1 rRNA gene is annotated in these 242 nt (G+C 58.3%); it reads left to right on the top strand.

What is annotated here, in order from left to right:
• Positions 1-242: ribosomal RNA gene (locus QSK52_RS39390) — 23S ribosomal RNA — on the top strand; the annotation flags it as partial.

The raw sequence follows: 242 nt of genomic DNA, 5'->3' as shown, positions 1-242 counted from the left end.
CGTACCCTAAACCGACTCAGGTGGTCTGGTAGAGAATACCGAGGCGTTCGGGTGAACTGTGGTTAAGGAACTCGGCAAAATGCCCCCGTAACTTCGGGAGAAGGGGGGCCACTGTTGGTGACGGGACTTGCTCCCTGAGCTGGTGGTGGCCGCAGAGACCAGCGAGAAGCGACTGTTTACTAAAAACACAGGTCCGTGCGAAGCCGTAAGGCGATGTATACGGACTGACGCCTGCCCGGTGC

The sequence above is a fragment of the Kitasatospora phosalacinea genome, assembly GCF_030268885.1.
Taxonomy (GTDB): domain Bacteria; phylum Actinomycetota; class Actinomycetes; order Streptomycetales; family Streptomycetaceae; genus Kitasatospora; species Kitasatospora phosalacinea_C.
This window is presented reverse-complemented; position numbering and strand designations above follow the sequence as displayed.